14 protein-coding genes are annotated in these 17,255 nt (G+C 60.7%); 2 read left to right on the top strand and 12 right to left on the bottom strand.

Features of this window, described 5'->3' with window-relative positions; genetic code table 11:
- Positions 1-12 precede the first annotated feature (12 nt).
- The 10 genes from urtE to UP09_RS18995 all read right to left on the bottom strand — a co-directional run bounded on the left by urtE (position 13) and on the right by UP09_RS18995 (position 10,325).
- Positions 13-708 (bottom strand): urea ABC transporter ATP-binding subunit UrtE, encoded by a 696-nt coding sequence (gene urtE / locus UP09_RS18950; RefSeq protein WP_044539781.1) that lies wholly within the window; start codon positions 706-708, stop codon positions 13-15.
- Complete coding sequence (gene urtD, locus UP09_RS18955; RefSeq protein ID WP_044539782.1) at positions 708-1,457, bottom strand: urea ABC transporter ATP-binding protein UrtD; 750 nt, start codon at positions 1,455-1,457, stop codon at positions 708-710. The genes urtE and urtD overlap by 1 nt, the downstream gene beginning before the upstream one ends.
- 3 nt (positions 1,458-1,460) lie before the next feature.
- Positions 1,461-2,552 (bottom strand): urea ABC transporter permease subunit UrtC, encoded by a 1,092-nt coding sequence (gene urtC / locus UP09_RS18960; protein WP_156164679.1) that lies wholly within the window; start codon positions 2,550-2,552, stop codon positions 1,461-1,463.
- Positions 2,553-2,614: 62 nt separating this feature from the next.
- Positions 2,615-3,508, bottom strand: coding sequence for an urea ABC transporter permease subunit UrtB (urtB, locus tag UP09_RS18965; protein ID WP_044539784.1), 894 nt, complete (start codon positions 3,506-3,508; stop codon positions 2,615-2,617).
- A gap of 58 nt (positions 3,509-3,566) precedes the next feature.
- Positions 3,567-4,838, bottom strand: a complete 1,272-nt coding sequence (locus UP09_RS18970; RefSeq protein ID WP_044539785.1) for an ABC transporter substrate-binding protein — start codon at positions 4,836-4,838, stop codon at positions 3,567-3,569.
- 126 nt (positions 4,839-4,964) lie between these two features.
- Positions 4,965-5,606, bottom strand: coding sequence for an ANTAR domain-containing response regulator (locus UP09_RS18975; RefSeq protein ID WP_044539786.1), 642 nt, complete (start codon positions 5,604-5,606; stop codon positions 4,965-4,967).
- The gene (locus tag UP09_RS18980; RefSeq protein WP_044539787.1) at positions 5,603-6,757 is read right to left on the bottom strand and encodes a transporter substrate-binding domain-containing protein; all 1,155 of its coding nucleotides are present in this window, start codon (positions 6,755-6,757) and stop codon (positions 5,603-5,605) included. The genes UP09_RS18975 and UP09_RS18980 overlap by 4 nt, the downstream gene beginning before the upstream one ends.
- 342 nt (positions 6,758-7,099) lie before the next feature.
- Positions 7,100-8,119: a glycoside hydrolase family 5 protein gene (locus tag UP09_RS18985; RefSeq protein WP_044539788.1), complete on the bottom strand. Its 1,020-nt coding sequence runs from the start codon at positions 8,117-8,119 to the stop codon at positions 7,100-7,102.
- Positions 8,116-9,417, bottom strand: coding sequence for an O-antigen ligase family protein (locus UP09_RS18990; RefSeq protein WP_044539789.1), 1,302 nt, complete (start codon positions 9,415-9,417; stop codon positions 8,116-8,118). Before UP09_RS18990 ends, UP09_RS18985 begins: the two co-directional genes overlap by 4 nt.
- Positions 9,418-9,509: 92 nt before the next feature.
- On the bottom strand, positions 9,510-10,325 hold the full coding sequence (locus tag UP09_RS18995; RefSeq protein WP_044539950.1) for a WecB/TagA/CpsF family glycosyltransferase: 816 nt from the start codon (positions 10,323-10,325) through the stop codon (positions 9,510-9,512).
- 532 nt (positions 10,326-10,857) lie between these two features.
- Here UP09_RS18995 and UP09_RS19000 point away from each other — a divergent pair.
- Positions 10,858-11,994, top strand: a complete 1,137-nt coding sequence (locus UP09_RS19000; RefSeq protein ID WP_044539790.1) for a GNAT family N-acetyltransferase — start codon at positions 10,858-10,860, stop codon at positions 11,992-11,994.
- 28 nt (positions 11,995-12,022) lie between these two features.
- Here UP09_RS19000 and UP09_RS19005 read toward each other — a convergent pair whose 3' ends face one another.
- The gene (locus tag UP09_RS19005) at positions 12,023-13,243 is read right to left on the bottom strand and encodes an FAD-dependent oxidoreductase (RefSeq protein ID WP_044539951.1); all 1,221 of its coding nucleotides are present in this window, start codon (positions 13,241-13,243) and stop codon (positions 12,023-12,025) included.
- A 531-nt stretch (positions 13,244-13,774) separates the two neighbouring features.
- Between UP09_RS19005 and UP09_RS19010 the strand changes: the two genes are divergently transcribed.
- The gene (locus UP09_RS19010; RefSeq protein WP_044539791.1) at positions 13,775-15,121 is read left to right on the top strand and encodes a lipopolysaccharide biosynthesis protein; all 1,347 of its coding nucleotides are present in this window, start codon (positions 13,775-13,777) and stop codon (positions 15,119-15,121) included.
- 6 nt (positions 15,122-15,127) lie between these two features.
- On the opposite strand, the gene UP09_RS19015 is transcribed toward UP09_RS19010, so the two are convergent.
- The gene (locus UP09_RS19015) at positions 15,128-17,215 is read right to left on the bottom strand and encodes a GumC family protein (protein ID WP_044539792.1); all 2,088 of its coding nucleotides are present in this window, start codon (positions 17,213-17,215) and stop codon (positions 15,128-15,130) included.
- Between the last annotated feature and the right edge of the window lie 40 nt (positions 17,216-17,255).

The following is a 17,255-nucleotide window of genomic DNA, read 5'->3' on the forward strand; positions in this document are numbered from 1 at the left end:
CGATGCCGTTGGTCACACCGCCATGTGACGATGAACCAGCGCATCGCTGAGCTCGCCAATATCGCCCGATGCCACGACGCGTCCCTTCTCCATCATGGCGAAGCGATGAGCTGCACGGCGAACAAACGAGACATTTTGCTCGACCAGAATAACGGTGATCCCGAAATCGCGGTTGAGCTGAATGATGACGTTCTCGATATCCTCGACGATCGACGGCTGGATGCCTTCGTTCGGCTCGTCGAGCAGGACGATCTTCGGATCCGCGGCAAGTGCCCGGGCAATCGCGAGCTGCTGCTGCTGGCCGCCGGAGAGCACGCCACCATTGCGGTTGAGATTGTTCATCAAATACGGGAACAGCTCGGCGACCAGAGGCGGAATCTCGCGCCCGCCGTCGGCCCGCGCGAAAGAGCCCATCAGGATGTTCTCGCGAATCGAGAAATCCGGGATGATCTCGCGCCCCTGCGGCACATAGGCGATACCGGCCCGCGCGCGCCGGAACGTCGGCAGCTTGCCGAGATCCATCGCATCAAGGCGGATCTCGCCCCTCATGCGGTCGGTCAAGCCCATCAACGTCTTGAGCAGCGTCGTCTTACCGGTGCCGTTACGACCGAGCACCGCGGTGATCCTGCCTTCAGGCACGTCGAGACAGACGTCGTGAAGGATGTGGCTGCGGTCATAGAAGCTGTCGACATGCGCGAAGGCCAGCATCAGGAAATCCCCTTCGATCCCAGATAGGCCTCACGGACCTTTGGATTCTTCTCGATCTCCTCGACATTGCCCTCAGCCAATACCTGTCCGAGATGCAGAACCGTGATCCGCTCGGCGATTTCGCGCACGAAGGCCATGTCGTGCTCAACCACCACGATGGTGTGGCGGCCCCTGAGGTTGTTGACGATCAGCGAGGTCTTGTGCGTCTCGGCCTGCGTCATCCCGGCGGTCGGCTCATCAAGCAGGATGATCTTGGGGTTCTGGGTAATCAGCAGCCCGAGCTCGAGCCACTGAGTCTGGCCATGGCTGAGATAGGCTGCAACATGGTCGGCCTCCTCGGTCAGACCGACCAGCTCGATCACCTCGTCAACGATGCGTTCGGCTTCCGCACCGAAGCCGAAGCGCAGGTTGGCGAACACCCCCGGATTCCTGCAGCTCGCGACCTCGAGATTGCGGCGAACCGTAAGCTCCTTGAACACGCTCGGAATCTGGAACTTGCGGCCGATTCCCGCACGCGCGATCTTGTGCTCTTCCCAGTTGGTGATGTCGGTATCGTGCAGGAATACGCGACCGGAGGTCGATTTGGTCTTGCCAGAAATCAGATCCATCAGCGTGGTCTTGCCGGCGCCATTGGCACCGAGCAACACGCGCAATTCGCCTTCGTCGATCGTCATGGTCACGCCATTGACGGCCTTGAAACCTTCGAAATCGACGCCAAGTCCATCGACCGTGAGGGCTACCTGTCCCATCGCCTACTCCGCCAACTGCGAGGACGTATCGCCCACCCGCGTCGGGTTGGGTGAAGTCCTGGACTTCCACGCCAGCACACGATCGACCAGGTCGTGGGCGAGGCCGCCGAGGCCCCGGGGCAGGTAAAGCACGACCAGCACGAAGATCAGACCGATGATGGCTTTCCAGGCTTCGGCGAATCCTTCGGTTTCGCTGACAGTCGCGGAGATGGTGTTGATCAGGATCGCGCCAATGCAGGCGCCGAGAATCGAGGAGCGTCCGCCAACCGCGGCCCAAACCACCATGGTGATGGAGAAGGAGAGGTCCATGAAGGTCGGCGAGGCGAACTCCGACACGATCACGTAGAGCATGCCGGCAAACCCCGTGATCGCCGCCGAGACCGCGAAGAAGAAGGTCTGGTAGGCTGTCACGTCGAAGCCGAGGTAGCGCGCCCGGTTCTGATCGTCCCGCACCGCCTGCAGGATCAGGCCTGCGCGGGTGTCGATCAGGAGCCGTGCGCCGATAAGCACGAGGCTGAGCGATACCGCGACGAGGTAATAGGTGGGAACGATATAGGGGTCGAATTCAAAGCCCGCGACCTTGAACCAGCCGAGGTCCGTCAGGCCATTGAAACCGTTGGTGACCGGCTGGGCATCGATCACAACAAGACGCACGAGCAGTACCAGCGCCAGCGTGATGATGGACACGAACACGCCGGAGATCCGCTTGCGGAACACGATGGTGCCAAGGAGCAGCGCAAGCAGCACCGGAAGGATGAGGCCCATCGCTACGCCGAACCACTGGCTCTGGAACGGCAGCCAGAGGAAGGACGCCTTGGTGATACAGCACAGTTCGGTTCGCGCGCCCGGCTCGGCATTCCACAGCATGAAATCGGGCACCGGCTTGTCGGAGCCCTGCTGCAGACTGGTGGGGCTCGCAAGCTTCAGCGACATCGCGAGCATGTAGGCGCCGGCACCGAAGAACAGCCCCTGCCCCAGATTGAGAATGCCGGCATAGCCCCAGGACAGCGCCACCGCGACGCCGACTATCCCGTACACGAGATATTTGGCGGCGCGATTGAGCCAGAACGCATCCATGACAAGCGGCAGGATCATCAACAGAACGACGAACGTAGCGTAGATCGCCCAGTCGATACGGCGCCTCGGTGTTAGCGTCATCACCGGCCTTTCAGGGCGAACAGGCCCTTCGGCCTGAGTACGATGATGGCGATGACGACGCCGAAGACCACGGCACGCGCCAGGATGTCGTTGGTCGCCGCGGCGACCAGCCCGTTGATCTCGCCGAGGATGCCGGCGGAGAGCACCGATCCGAGCAGACTGCCGACGCCGCCCATGACGACCACCAGGAAGCCGTCAACCACCATCGACGTGCCCATGTCGGGAAACACTGTCTTGAAGCCGGACATCATGACGCCGGCAACGCCGGCAAGCCCCGAGCCGAACGCAAAGGTCAGCGCGTTGACGCGGCTTACATCGATGCCGCAGGCCGCTGCCATCTTCGGATTTCGGATGATCGCGCGCACCTGCATGCCGATCGCAGTTCGGTAGATGATAAACCACGTCATGAGCGCAAGGATCGCGGTGACCAGAATGATGAAGGTGCGGTAGCGGTTGATGTCGGCGCCGAGGATCGAAAACGTACCCTGCAGGAACGACGGTACGCTGACGTTCTGCAGGCCGGGGCCGAGGCCCTGAACGTGGATGCCGAGGAAGGACAGGCCGAATTCGAGCCGCACCGCCTGCTGGATCAGGATCGCGATCCCCCACGTCGCCAGCAACGTGTCGAGCAGGCGGCCGTACAGCTTGCGTACCACCACGCGCTCGATCAGGAGTCCGAGCAGAGCCGTGACAATGAACGCCAGCGGAATGGCGACGAAGATGTTGGTGCCGAGCCAGATGCCCGAGAGCACCGTGACATAGGCGCCGACCATGACCATCTCGCCATGCGCCATGTTGATGACGCCCATGGCACCATAGGTAATCGCAAGACCAAGGGCGACCAGAAGGAGGATCGACCCCAGGCTTAAACCGATGAATAGGACTTCGAGCATGATGTCGTCCCGTCATCCACCGCGCGGGAGATGGCGCGGTGGATGATCTTTGCCGCCGTCAGGTTTTCAGCTTGACCGTATCGAGCCCCTTGCCTGTGCAGAACAGGTTGGTCGGGGTCTCGCCATAGGCGACATAGGGCAACGGGATCGTCGGCTCCTTGTAGGCGTCGATGATCTTGCCTTGCCCATCGGGGAGCCACTGCGCGATGCGGGGCGTCAGGTAGGTGTGGAGGTTATCCGGATCGATCTTGACGTGGCCGTTCGGGGCGTCGAACTCCTGCCCTTTCACCGCATCGCGGATCGCAGCCGGCGTGATCTCGGCAGCCTTCTCGACCGCCTGTTTCCAGAGGAATACCTGGAAGTAGGACGATTCCAGCGCGTGATGGGTCACGGCCTTCGGGTCCTTGACGAAGGCGCGGTAACGCTCGACGAAGGCCTTGTTACGGTCGGTGTCGATCGCCTGGAAGTACGGGAACGAGGTGTAGCTGCCGACGGCATATTCAGCGCCCATCGCAGCAATTTCGATCTCGGAGGTCACGGTTGCGCAGATCGGCAGCTTGTCGTGGGTCAGGCCCTGGTTCTTGTATTCGCGGTAGAACGCCACCACGGAGTCGCCGACCACGTTAGACAGCACGACATCGCAGCCGGAACCCTTGATCTTGTTGACCATCGAGCCCCACTCGGAGTGGCCAAGTTCGAGATACTCGTCAGCGATCCATTCGCCACCGTTCTTCTCGATCAGGATCTTCGACACCTTGGCCATCTCGCGCGGATAGATGTAGTTCGATCCGACGATGAAGAACTTCTTCTTACCCAGCGTCTTGATGATCCACGGGATGAAGTTGGAAAGCTGCTGGTTCGGAACGGCACCGGTGTAGACGACGTTCTTGGAACACTCGAAGCCCTCATAATAGGTCGGATAAAAATAGAGATTGTTGCGCTTCTCGAACACCGGCAGCACCGCCTTGCGGCTCGCCGACGTGTAGGAGCCAAACACGGTCGGCACCTTGTCCTGGATGACGAGTTTCGATGCCTTTTCGTTGTAGGTCTTCGGATCGGACGCGCCGTCCTCGGCGATCGCGGAGATCTTCATCCCTTTGACGCCACCGGCGGCGTTGATCTCGCTGATCGCCATCATGGTGGCATCGTGCAGCGATTTTTCGATGATCGAGAGACCGCCGGTCAGCGAGAACAGTACGCCGACCTTGATGTCACCGCCGGCGGCATAAGTGAGATCGGCGTTCTTGTTCCAGATGTGCGGCAGTCCGGCGCCGGCAAAAGCGCCAAGCGCTGCCGTATTCCTCAGCAAAGTCCGCCTCGATATGCTCATCCGTTAGTCCTCCAGGATCAGAAAAGCAAAAAGCCCTCCCGATGCGCGCTGACGCGAGCATTGGGAGGGCTTTGTTGCCGGTTATGTCGTAGGCGGCTCTGTCGCCGCCGGCCCCGCTATTGGGGCTTACTGTTGATGATCGTAACCAAGCAATTCAAACGAGTCAACAATCGCCGCGGCGACTGCACTCGCCGACACCCGGCGATCCATCGCTTGCCGCCGGATAAAACCATAGGCTTCGGTTTCCGGCATCTGCCGCGTCGCCATCAGGATGGCCTTGGCACGCTCCACCGTGCGCATCGAGCGCAGATTGTCATCGAGCTTTTCGATCTTGCTGCGAAGCCGCCGCTCGTAGCCGAACTGGCTGCGTGCCAGCACGAGGCTGGACAGCACCGCGTTAGGCGTGAACGGTCGCGACAGGATCGCGTTCGGTGTCGCGTGACACAGCGCGTCGGCGTGCACGGGTTCCGTCGCCGGCAGGATGACGACCAGCGCCGAACGCGCGTCGCCGGGAATCCACGGCAGGCGGCGCGCCAGATCCGGCGAATACTCGCAGTACACCACGTCCGCATCGGCAGGTACGCTTTCCGGCATTGGCCAGACCTGCCGAACGCGCATCCTGAACCGCTGCAATTCGCGGAGCAACATGCCGACCTGATCGTCGACCGGGGCGACCACGACAGCCGACAGATCAGCGAGCTCCTGCACCATGGACTTGCGTCCGCCGAGGTCCCGGTTGACGGACGGTTTACGCGACATTTCGTTCATTGGACGCTTCCTGTTTGCGTTGCGCGACCATACCCGATCAGGAACGGGTCCGCATGCACCGGCGCTTTCGACTGGCTGACAACATCGAACTGTCCATGGTGGTTGGCACAGCCAATGCGGCTCCACAGGTCGGTGTGGCCCGACGTCGGGTTGACGGTGACCGCGCCCTGGGGCGCGTCGAAGCTGCTGCCGAACACCATTGAGCGAAGGATTTCCGTATCGAGCGTATTGACCTGCTCGAGCGCTTTCGCAAAAAGATGCAGCTGAAAATAGGAGGCCTCGGCGCACATGTTGGTCGAGATATCAGAGCCGAATCGCTTCTTGAAGCGCTGCACGAACGCGTTGTTGGCGCTGCCCTCGATACCCTGAAAGTAGGATGCCGCCGTGATGTGCCCCTCGCCGACGTCGAATCCCATGGCCGCGATTTCGGCTTCGGTCGTGGTCAGGCTCGCGATCGGCATCTGCTTCGGATCGAGCCCGACATTCGCATAGGCCTGATAGAGAAAGGATGTGCCTTCTCCGACGACGGTCGAAAAGATCACGTCGGGCTTGACTCGCTTGATGTCCTGAATGATCGGCAGGAAATCCTGCCAGCGCGCATGGACATTGACGTAGCGCTCGCCGACCACAGAACCCGCATTGGCCTTGAGCAATTCGCGCATCACGCGGTTGGACTCCCGCGGATAGATATAGTCCGACCCGACGAAGTAGAACCGTGTCCCAAATGTATCCATCAGGTAGCGGCACAGCGCGAGGCTGTTCTGGTTGGGCGATGCACCGGTGTAGATGACGTTTGGCGAGGCCTCGAAACCTTCGTAGAGCGTCGGATACCAGAGCAGGCCGTTCAGGCGCTCGACGACCGGCAGCACGGCCTTGCGGCTGGACGAGGTGTAGCAGCCGAAGATCGTACTGACCTGATCCTCGATCATCAGCCGCTTGGCGTAGTGGCCATACGCGACCGAATCCGAACCCGGGTCGTAGGCGACAGGAACCAGCTCGCGGCCACAGACCCCGCCCGCGCCATTGACCTCCTCGATCGCAAGCTGCGTGCCCTGATATTGGGTTTCTTCGATGACCGACATGAAGCCGGTCCGCGAAAACAACACCCCGATCCGCCACGGGGCAGAGGTTGTTTGCTTAAGGTTCGACATGATCTAGCCCTCAACATCGCAGGAGGGACGAGAGTGATTGTTGTTCTTGTTGCTCTCGAACAGGATTGCCGGCAGCACAGAATTGCATGTCATCTGCCACGAGACAAGGACTGAGGCAACCAATGTCGGTGACGAAAATGATGCAACCGAACGAAATATAGGCAACGATCAGGTCACGCCCGCAGCGCTTCACAAACTGCCCATCGCCTTTAGACGAGCCATCCGTCTCCCGTAGAGAGAGCATACCCGGCTGCCAAATCTACTTCAGATGGCGCCCAAGAAAGAGATAGCGCATGGCTTTCTCCTGACCCTCGACGCCCCCGCGCGGACTCAACAACAGCCTCAGCGCAAAGGAACTAGCGCTTGCAGGACGTCGCGCTTCCACGTTTGACGGGCACTGTCGAAAGCTGCGAAATCATGGTCGAACTGCCAGTAGGCCGACGCCCAGCCAAATTTGTCGGCGCAACGCGCCACGAACGACAGGTATCTTAGACGGCTGTCAGCTGGAGCACGCTCGTAAACCCCGAACTCACCAAGGTAAATCGGGCGCTTCTCCCGTTCCGACCAGAGGCGAATTCTGCTGAAATCAGCGATCACTTTCGCCTCATCCTCCGGCGTGCCCCAATCCAGTGGCCCGATCTTCGAGAACGTCGAAGACCACGGCGCGCCCTGATGGGTAAACCGTATCGGCGCGTAGTAGTGAAATGTCACGATGAGCCTTCTGTCGTCGGTCGGCAACGTCAGATCGTCGATCGATGCAACCTCTGTGTTGAGCGCGGCGACAATGACAGGCCGTTCGGGATTCGTGTTCCGGATGATACCAAGACATTCACTGAGCAGTGAATTCCACTCAGCCGAGGTCATATGCCCTCCCGGCTCATTAAGAATCTCAAACACCAGCGCAGGATATTTCCCCGCATAGCGTGACGCGACCTGCCTCCAGAACGATGTGAGCTTCTCCGTGCACCCTGGAACATCGCGTTGGCACAGATCCGTATCATGCTCATCGAGGATCGGAGTGAGGCGCCGCGCGAGAGCCGCCTCGATAATCGCATCGAGGCGCTTCAGAACGGCTTCGTCCAGAACGTTCTCGGCATTCATGAACTTGAAGCCGAAGAGATTGATCCTGACATGCGAGAATCCGGCATTCCGGATTGCGGTCAGGTTGTCGAGGCGGAACGGCGCATTCGCGGCGCCTTCCCAAATGCCGTCGTATCCGAGAATGTTGATGCCACGTCCCAATGCCGCCACGTCCCGGGACGGGCGCGGCTCAGCCCCCTGAACCGGAGAGACCAGCACGGCAAGGAGGAACGTCAGAACCAGATTGAGCGCTCTTGGCCAGTGTGCGCGGACCGTCTTCATTGCGGCTCCAACTCACGACCTGCCGACGGCACCGGCCTGCAGACCGCGAGGAAGAAGGCGACGAACAGCACCGACGTAAACATCGTCGACCGGAGAAATGTCGTCTCGGTAAAATTCGTCTGACAGACAAGAAAGACAAACCCTATGATGAGGGCACAGTGGGCACGGTCAATTGCCCGGGCGGAAATCAGGTAGAGCACCTTGTTCGAAAAGAGAACGACGCTTGCCGTGAAGATGAGATAACCCAGAAACCCCGTTTCGACGAGAATGGCGATGTAACCATTGTGGTAGTTATCGAGCACCCAACCATGGTTCTGTTCGAAATAATCGTAGATCGCCGGGTTCGTCCAGAATCCGTTGATTCCGAAGCCGAGCAAGGGCGCATCGTCGAAATGGCCGATTGCGTACTGCCAGATGTAGGTTCTCTCGGTGAAGTCGATCGTCGCGTCAAACAGATGAATCGCGTCGTATCCGGTCGCGTAAAAATACAGGATCAGGAGGCCGGCCATGACGCACATGACGACGGGCAACACCGCATAGACCTTCATGCACCTGATCGACCACAGGGACGTGAAGAGCAGGCAGCAAGCGACCAATGCCAGGGCGCCAGCGCCTCGCGATTCCGACGCGATGACGCAGGCCGAGGCGAGCAGGAAGGTAAAGAGAAAGGCCAACCAGCCCTGTCCGGTTAGCTTTCGATAACACGAAAAGAACATCAGATACGCCCCGGCAAAGCCCAGCGTTTGTTTAGATTCGAAGACGCCTTGCCATTGGCCATTGTGCATCCAGCTCTGGTCGACCCCGATATCGGGCAGGAAAACTGCACAAAGAGCCGATGCGGCAACCAGTACAAACAGGCCTCGCGTGGTCGATTTGACGATGTCATCGATATCGGCGCGGGTGATAAGGCAGAACGCGCCGAAGGTCGTTACCGCAAGCGCCGCAGCTTTCATGATCGCGGCAAGACCGAGGTTGGTCCAGAGCACGGAAATCGTGGCAAGGACGTAGAATGCAACGATTGCGATCGAGTCAGGGTTGAAGGCCAGCCGCAGCCCGGGACGCACAAACGCGCTTGCGTAGATCAGCAAGCCCCACATCAACATGGCAACGGCTTGCTGCAGATAGGTCTGTTCCACCGGAAGCAGCGCGGCGTTGAAGGTCCCCATCGACATGATCACGTTGATGGTGATGGAGCAATTGATGAGAGCCTTTGCGACGCGTTGCGTCTCGATCCCGCGCGATGGCGAGGTCGCGCCGTCAATGGCGCTCCAATCCGTCTCGGTCTGTGTTCTGGTCATTGAACGAGCTTCGTGAAGCACGGTTTGATCTTACTGACAACTCCGGCCAGTTGGACCGGGGTGCGCACCTCGCACTCAACCCCACGCGGCGCTCAGTCCCGCTTGGTCAGCGAGGGCCGGGTCCGGTTGAACAGCAGATAGAGGGCACGCGGATTTGTGGTCAGGTAGCGCCAGAACAACCGGCGCGGTTCGAGCCAAATGCGCCAGGCCCATTCCAGTCCGATGTTCTGCATCCAGTTCGGCGCGCGCGGCCGGCTGCCCGACAGGAAGTTGAACAATCCTCCCGAGGTCTTGATGACGCCGACATTGCAGAGCCGCGGCATGAACTCCTCGACGAAGGCCTGCTCGTAGGGCACGCCAAGCGCGACCCAGAGATAATCCGGCGCCAGCGCGTTGATTTCATCCACCTTGGACCGCAGCGCCTCGCCACGGAGATAGCCATGCGAATGGCCGACGATCTTCAGCTTCGGATACAGGCTGCGGACATTGGCGACCGCAGCTTCGTTTTCACCCTCATCGGCGCCAAACATGTAGAAGGTCAGCCCGACGGCTTGCGCCTTGCGCGCCACGATGTGGAACAGGTCAGTGGTCGCGACACGTTCTGGAAGCGGCTCCAGCAATTTGAGCTTCGACATCGTGACCAGCGGCTGGCCATCGGCGTTGATCAGATCGGCGGCGCGAAACAGCCGGTCGGTCCGCGGCTCGGTCGAGCAGCGCGACAGCACCTCGCCATTGGCCGAGGTCAAGTAGAGCGGCCGACCGATCCGCCGGCACGGATGCACCACGTCGATCATGAAGTCCGCCGTCTGCTCGAGATCGAGCACGGCGAGCCGCAGCCCGCCTACGGTCGCCCGGGGAACCCCGGCGGTGGCGGCTCTGCCGAGAGGATTGGCGCGACGTTCGTGGATGTCGGCGGCACCAACCGGCGTTGACGACGGTGCGGTGGTCTCCGTCGCTGATGCCGAAGGCGTGCCAGGCGATGTGTCGTAAATCCGGACAGGTGGAACAGCCGTGTCGGAATCGAGACGCCGAATGCGTGCGCCGTCGCCTCCCGGCAGCGAAATCGGGTCGGAAACGCGGGCTTTTTGACGATGGCTCAACATGTTCACCAGAATTCCAATGTTACGCATTCCAAATTGCAATATCCGGTCCAGATCCGGCGTCGGTTCTTGCCGCAACATTTAGCTTGCGGCTGTAAGAGTTCCTTAACCATCGCGACGTCGGTACACCCCTGTCGAATTCAATTCGAACGACATGTCAGGCCGGTGCCCACGGCAACCCGTCTCGGCTCGACGCGGGAGTCTAGGGATTCGTGAAGCATTGGAGGAAATGCGTTAATCCAAATCGCATTCCGCCGCTGCCGCAACCGGCCCACCTCTGCTACAAGAGTGCCGCGCCGGCTTGACCGGCGCTCCGAAACTGCCCGGTTGTTGGTTTCAAATGAACAAGAATAATGACGCGTTCGATGTCAGCATCGACGACGCATTCGATTTTTTGTCACAGGAATACGCGGAACTGTTCGATGGCTCGGACGCCACCGCGTTCCAGCATCCGCTGTGGCTGGACGGCCTATACCGCAAACTCGCTCCATCGGCGGCGGCGAAGCCGCTGGTCGTCGTCGTTCGCTATCGCGCAACCGGGGCGCTCGCAGCCGTGCTGCCCTTGCTGCGGATCCGGCGCGGACCGATGCGGACGATAGAATTCGCGGATCTCCGAGTGTCCGACTACCTGGCGCCCGTCTGTACTGCCAAAACATTTGCTGATCTGCTGCAGGATGAGGATGCCTGTCTGAATCTTCGACGGCTCGTCAAACCGTTCGATCTGTTGCGGATACCCAAACTGCTCGACGCGAGGATGCCGATCGAGAGCCTTCTCGGCGCGCCGCGCCGTGGCTTCATGGATACCAATGCCTACGCGACGGTCCTGGTCTCGCCGTTCGAGCAATGGCAGGCCAATGCGCTGGGACGGTCCTATCAGAAAGAACTCGCAAAGAAATGGCGCCAGATTGAAAAGAGGGGCGCGTTGACGTTTTCATGTTGTGCCGACAGCACCTCCATCCTCGAGGCAATGGAGGTGATGAAGAAGTTTCGCGGCCCGCGTTTTGAGGCACAAGGTGACGGCGATCTGCTGCAGCGTCCGGCGTATTTCGACTTCTATTCCGGCGTGGCGCTCCGCGGTCTCGGATCCTTTGTTCGGCTCTATGCCATGAAGATGGACGGCGAAGTGATCGCGGCCGTGCTGGGGCTATGCCACCGTGACAGCCTCCTCGTCGTCATGACCGCGTTCGATATCGCGGGGTACAAGAGCCAGTCGATCGGCGCGCTGATGTTTGAGCGGGTTGCCAGGGATTGCATCGAACGCGGAGATCAGGTCCTGGATTTCACCATCGGCGATGAGCCGTACAAGAAGCAGTTCGGCGCGCAACCCACGCCGATGTCGAGCGTGACGCAAGCCGGCAGCGCGGCGGGCTCGGTCGCCTTGTTTGCGCTGAAACAGGCGCCCTGGATCAAGCAGGCTGCCAAGCGAATGGCCGACGTCAGGCTTCCGCCGACACGTACCTCAACCGATGCGCGTTAGCCGCCCGGCTCGAGCGAGCTAACTCCTTCTATCTGAGCGCACCACGAAAGCGCGCGATCCATCCCGGATGAATCCGGTCTACCCGGTAAGTGACGCTGCGCCGCAGGAAGTGCAGCCTGCGTCGGACCGTCCACTCCACGTCGTTGCTCGATGTCAGGGCGCGACGAAAGCGCGCCATGCGCAGCGAGCGCTGGTCGGCTGCGATTTTGTCTCGATCGGAATAGAACTGGGATATCTTTTCGATACCCATGCCTTCGGTTTCGAGCCAGCGTGGCGCATAATGCGTGCAAAGACGCTCGACATCCACCAGCAGGCGGCTCACGCCGGTTCCGGCGGCGGGACAGTTGGTTTGAAACGCGTCACCGATCAGCACGACCCCCGGCTGCAGATGTCCTTCGACCACGGACAGGTCCATCACCCAGTTCTGCACGCGATCGACAATTCTGAAATCATCGAGATAAGGCCGCAATCCGGGCATCAGGCGAAGCAGCGTCGATTTCGTGTCCCGGCGCAGCTCACGCATGATCGGATCGGTCGGATCACGGAACATGAACAGGTTTGCCCGCATGCCGGCCGGCACGGGAAACAGACTGAGATAATCGACGCCATCGGTGGTCCGTTCGCCGTAGCAGGTCAACGCCTCGAAATCGAACGGCGCGTTATCCGGACGTGCGATCGTGAAACCGAATGTCACCGAATGACGCGCGGCGAGCACCCGACGCTTCATTCCAAGATTGTAGCCAAGAGCTCCCGCCATGCCCGTCGCCAGGACGACCAGGCGCGAAATGACACGCCTTCCGGAAGCCAGCACCAGATGTTGACGGTCATCGCTGCTGTCTATCCCAATCACCTGATCGACCAGGAAGCTGGAAGGATCGGGCATCAGGCGTCGGGCCATGGCAACGAGATCGGCATAGGGAAGCCCGTACGCCTGGCCGATACTGATATCGACCAGCTTGCCATCTCTGATGTTGAGCACACGGTCATACGAAGACGCGACGGCCTCGACTTCGCCGATGAAGCCCAACCGGCGAAGAATTTCGACCTGCTGACCGGCAATCTTCTCGACGCGAAATTCGTTCGGCTGGATCGCACGCTTCTCGATCACGACAACCCGGTACCCTGCCCGCGCGAGCACGGCCCCTGCCAATGAGCCCGCCAATCCGCCGCCGACGATGGCGATATCGGCTTCGATTGCTTGAGGCTCGCTTGCCGCAACCGGTCTTGTCACGCTTTCGTTGACGATCATGCTGTCCACTCCGACGGCCACTGGCACCGGAACTGCAATATTCTTGCCTGTTGTGCGCTTCCCCGAGCCGGCACGGTTCATTCCGGAATTGAGGTTAACCGCAGCAACCGGAACCCAACCGGCGACATCCCGGCACATGCCTTGCAGTATCAATGTTATGAAAATCCGTTTTCCGGTCGCCCGGCGGCAGAATGGGTGGTTGATGACTGCCGGATCGATGGCTCAAGACCATTCTCGGAGCACCACTCCAACGCGAACGTGCTGTTGATGCGCAGATGCAGCTTCCACAAGCCTTGGTCACGCGGTCACGCCGATGGCGAGGAAAAGTCCGCGCCTGCCCCGTTTGGGGACAGCGAGGACGGCGCCGCTCCAGATTGGAGCAAGGCGGCAAGTTCGGCTGATTCACATTTTCGCGGAACCGGAGCCGGCCAGGACGAACGAAATCTTAGCAACGGATCATTAACATTTCCGACGCGAACGAATCCGGCACCCGAACGGACTGCACTAACCTAGAGAGAGTTCCCTCGTTTCATGCTTGGCTCCATTATCCAATTGATGCGGCGTGATGTGACGCGCGGCGTTGCCGGGACCATTCTTCTCAAGGTCGGCAGCGGCGGGCTTGCGTTCGTGCTGTTCTCGTTGGCTGCGCGAGCAATGTCGCCTGAGGCGTTTGGAGATTTTGCGACCTGGCTGTCCATTGCCCAGATCGCTTCCGTCGTCGGCCTGGTCGGCCAGGAGCTGCTTCTTGTTCGGTTTCTCAACGAGTACCAGGTGCGAGGTCAGGCCGACCTCACCAAGGGTGTGCTGTTTTCCAGCCTGAAGATCTGCGCAGTCGCCATGCTGATTTCGATCGCAGCGATCGCAGCGATCGCGGGCATTCGCGGCGAGTGGTGGCTCCTGATCGTATCGGTCGCTGCGTTCACGGCCGTGAACGCCGGCCTCATGCTCGGCAGCCAGATCGCGCGATCGCTGGTCAGTATTCTGATGGGAGAAGGCAATCGGGAGCTGTTCTGGCGGGTCGCAGTTGTCCTGTTCTTGATCGCGGTGCTGTTCGGTCACCGGCAGCTCGATCCCGCCGAGCTTTTCACTGCGATGACGGTCGCCATGGCCCTCGGCCTGGTCGTACAGGTCGTTTCGATCGCGCGCGTGCTTCCGAATCTGCGCAGCGTATCGGCCCGCACCGAGACGTCCCGCTGGAGGTCGAGTGCGCTCCGCTTCTGGCTTGCCTCCATTCTTGAAGCGGCAAACCAGTATTTCGACGTCATCCTCGTCTACTGGATGCTCGATCCGGCAACCGCCGGAGTCTATTTCGCGGCTTCGCGTCTTGCGAACATCTTCGCCATGCTCTCGGCCGCCCTGTATACGTTCGGGGCGCGCCGGCTCCCCTCGCTCTACTTCAGCAAGAATCACCGGGAATTCGAGCACACGCTGCAGCTCATGGCGGAGGTAACCGCGCTTTGCGTCCTCGGCGGGCTCGTCCTTGTCTGGATCGGCGCGCCCTATCTTCTCGGCCTGTTCGGGCCGCATTTCGCCGCGCAGCAGTGGGTGCTGATCGTGCTCGCGCTCGGGACGGCCATTCAGGCGGCGGGCGGCCCGGCTGCAGCCATATTGCAGCTCACCGGCCATGAGGGCGAGTATGTTCCCGTGATCGCGGCGAACGTGGTGTTGCGGCTGGTCGGGTTTCTCGTTCTGATCCCCTGGCTGGGCGTGCTCGGCGCCGCCATTTCGGCCACCGCTTCGCTGACACTCGCGACCATCGCACTCAACGTGCTTTGCCGCCGGCGTGCCGGCGTTGACCCATCAATTCTGGCGCTCTCTCGCCTCCTGTCGCCTAAGGCCGGCGCTTACGCCGTTCGTGCCACGGAATCGAAGGAGTAAGCGAGTTCAACTCGCCAATCCCAGCACTTCGCCTCGAGAACCACGAACGGCGGAATTGGCCGGTACCCGATTGACGATGAACATCACCGGAGCGGCACCGAACTTCGCCAGCGCCGTCCTTGCCTTGTGTAGCGCGGACGGCTGCGCCATGCCATCGCGAACCACAAGGATGACCAGATCGGCAAGGCCGGCCAGCGCCGCCGCGTCCGGTTGCGCGTCAAGGGATGACGCGTCGACGATGATCAGATCAAATTCAGAACGAATATCGTCGGCGGGCAACGGATGTGTTTTCCTGCTGGCCCTCAGCAGTTCATCGATAGAATGAAGGTCTGCCTTGATGGTCCCGGCGCCTTGCGCCGCAGGCGTGGCATCAGCGGCCCTCGATTCCAGCTCGATCAGGACACTGAGCATTCCGTTCTTCACGATCGACCGATTCAGCGAGCGGGCAACGGTGCTGCCGCCTGCACCGGCCTCAACCGACATCAGCAGCACGACCTTGCCATGAGGTCCCGGGATCCGCTCGATCTTCTCGATCAGCGGGCGCAGATGCGGACTCAAATCTGGCTCCGCCGCTGCGGGAATCGGATTCTGCCAGACGCTTCTGACGGAACCCGGTGACGTCAGGTTGGGAATGCGGGCCAGGACCGGCAAATCCGGCGGCGACTCGGGCTGCAGCGAAGGCGAATCCGTATCACGAAGCTCCGGACCGACCTTGGCTGGACTCCACGCGATGCCGGGTATGGCAACAATAGCGGTCGATATCAGCATTGAGGCGATCGCGAGCGCGACAAGGAGCAAAGGAAGCGGCGGGAGGGTCGAGCGAACCGGTGGAGTGGCTGACGACGCGACCTTGGTCTGCGAGCTTTGCAGAAGGCGCTGCTCATCGGTTGTCTTGTACCGTGACAGAAACTGTTCGTAGATATTCTTGTTGGCATCCGCGTCGCGCTGCAGTTCCTGCAGTTTGACCAGTGCCTGACCGTCGACCAGTATTTGTGACTCAGCCGCCTTCAACTGGTCTTCCAGCGATTTCTGCTGCTCGCGCTGGGCCTCGTATTCCGACTTCGCGGTTTCGATGTTCTTCTTCCGCTCGAGCTCGATCTGCCGGTTGAGATCGTTCAACTGGCTGTACGACATGACGAGGTCGGGGTGGCGGTCGCCAAGCACCGCGCGCTTCTGCGCGATCTGGTCGTTGAGCGCCGAGCGCTGGGCTCGCAACGTGCTCAGGAGATCCTGCTTGACCGGTCCGTCGACATTCGTCTTCAGGTCGCGCTGCGCCTGCTCATAACGTGCCCTTGCCTCCTCGATACGCGCACGAGCGGCGGAGACTTGCTGCGTCAGGTCGGTGACACGCAACTGCTGCGTCGTTGCATCCTTGCCGGCATTCACGATCCGGTGCTCGAGTCTGAAGGCCGCAACGGCATCCTCAGATGCCCTCAACCGGTCGTTCATGCTCTTGAGCCGGCTCTTGAGCCAATCGGCCGCTTCATCGGTTGCGACGCTGCGGGTGCCACGCTGGCCGGCAACGAATGACTCGGCCACAGCGTTGGCGTAGAACGCGGCGCGCTGCGGATTGTTGGACGTGAACTTGATGGCGATAACATAGGTCAATCCACGCCGGGAAATATCGAGCCGGTTGCGAAATCGCTCGAGCAGGCGTTCGGTATCGGTTTTGCCGCCGGCGATGTCGTCATCCTCGGCGACCTTGAGTTGCTCGATCAGCGGCCGGAGAAACCCATCGGATTTGGCGATCTCGACAACGCTCTGAAGTGCCGCGGCATCCTGGCCGATCCCCGGCAACACGTCCTGGTCCGTCGTCACGCGCTGCTCGCGCGGGTCGACGACGACCAGCGCTGTCGCCGCGTATCGAGCCGGAATCAGCAACAGGACGATGATACCGATCGCGAAGATCAGCGACGCGAGCGCCAAAATCCGTCGGCCGTTGTCGCGCAGGAAAGAAACCGTGCCTGAGAGGGTCAGTGTTCCCTTGACGGATTCGGCAGTGCGCTGACCGGTTGGCACAGCGGGAACCTCCCACGACGCCGCGGGTTCCGTCGGACCGGACCTTCTCGGGCCTGCGCGGCCACCGAACAACATGGGTTCTGACTCGAATTCAACGACTGGCAGACACAGTTCA

Origin of the sequence: Bradyrhizobium sp. LTSP885, assembly GCF_000938305.1 — a bacterium.
Classification (GTDB): Bacteria; Pseudomonadota; Alphaproteobacteria; order Rhizobiales; family Xanthobacteraceae; genus Bradyrhizobium.

What these genes read in the sequence shown, in the direction of transcription:
- urtE (WP_044539781.1), bottom strand. Translation starts at nt 708, where the DNA reads ATGCTGGCCTTCGCGCATGTCGACAGCTTCTATGACCGCAGCCACATC.
- urtD (WP_044539782.1), bottom strand. Translation starts at nt 1,457, where the DNA reads ATGGGACAGGTAGCCCTCACGGTCGATGGACTTGGCGTCGATTTCGAA.
- urtC (WP_156164679.1), bottom strand. Translation starts at nt 2,552, where the DNA reads ATGATCCTGCCGCTTGTCATGGATGCGTTCTGGCTCAATCGCGCCGCC.
- urtB (WP_044539784.1), bottom strand. Translation starts at nt 3,508, where the DNA reads ATGCTCGAAGTCCTATTCATCGGTTTAAGCCTGGGGTCGATCCTCCTT.
- UP09_RS18970 (WP_044539785.1), bottom strand. Translation starts at nt 4,838, where the DNA reads ATGAGCATATCGAGGCGGACTTTGCTGAGGAATACGGCAGCGCTTGGC.
- UP09_RS18975 (WP_044539786.1), bottom strand. Translation starts at nt 5,606, where the DNA reads ATGAACGAAATGTCGCGTAAACCGTCCGTCAACCGGGACCTCGGCGGA.
- UP09_RS18980 (WP_044539787.1), bottom strand. Translation starts at nt 6,757, where the DNA reads ATGTCGAACCTTAAGCAAACAACCTCTGCCCCGTGGCGGATCGGGGTG.
- UP09_RS18985 (WP_044539788.1), bottom strand. Translation starts at nt 8,119, where the DNA reads ATGAAGACGGTCCGCGCACACTGGCCAAGAGCGCTCAATCTGGTTCTG.
- UP09_RS18990 (WP_044539789.1), bottom strand. Translation starts at nt 9,417, where the DNA reads ATGACCAGAACACAGACCGAGACGGATTGGAGCGCCATTGACGGCGCG.
- UP09_RS19000 (WP_044539790.1), top strand. Translation starts at nt 10,858, where the DNA reads ATGAACAAGAATAATGACGCGTTCGATGTCAGCATCGACGACGCATTC.
- UP09_RS19005 (WP_044539951.1), bottom strand. Translation starts at nt 13,243, where the DNA reads ATGATCGTCAACGAAAGCGTGACAAGACCGGTTGCGGCAAGCGAGCCT.
- UP09_RS19010 (WP_044539791.1), top strand. Translation starts at nt 13,775, where the DNA reads ATGCTTGGCTCCATTATCCAATTGATGCGGCGTGATGTGACGCGCGGC.
- UP09_RS19015 (WP_044539792.1), bottom strand. Translation starts at nt 17,215, where the DNA reads ATGTTGTTCGGTGGCCGCGCAGGCCCGAGAAGGTCCGGTCCGACGGAA.